The following is a 268-nucleotide window of genomic DNA, read 5'->3' as shown; positions in this document are numbered from 1 at the left end:
GCATCCCAATGCGTTTAGCCTGAGGAAATTTACCTTCCTTCATCAAGTTGTAGATGTGGGCACGCTTGAAACCGGTTTTACGCTCCACCTCGTCGCGCCGCATGATATGACGTTCGATTTGTTTTGGTGGCGGGGCAACGATGGGGGAGGATTGATGGGACATGGTGGTCACTCCTAGAGCCAGATGGCGTTGGGTGGGAAGTGACCTGGATTCAATACCAGAAAATGCTATCGGTCATTGCAATGCAACGTCGATGATTGCAATGCA

Annotated in this window: 1 protein-coding gene; it reads right to left on the bottom strand. The window is 50.7% G+C overall.

Annotation, left to right across the window (positions count from 1 at the left end; genetic code table 11):
* The coding region (locus KMS84_RS44595; RefSeq protein ID WP_498066985.1) for an AlpA family phage regulatory protein at window positions 1-103 on the bottom strand (103 nt) is incomplete at its 3' end.
* Window positions 104-268 lie beyond the last annotated feature (165 nt).

Source organism: Streptomyces hilarionis, from assembly GCF_024539675.1.
Classification (GTDB): Bacteria; Actinomycetota; Actinomycetes; order Streptomycetales; family Streptomycetaceae; genus Streptomyces; species Streptomyces hilarionis.
The sequence above is the reverse complement of the archived record's forward strand: the minus strand, read 5'-3'. Positions and strand labels throughout refer to the sequence as shown.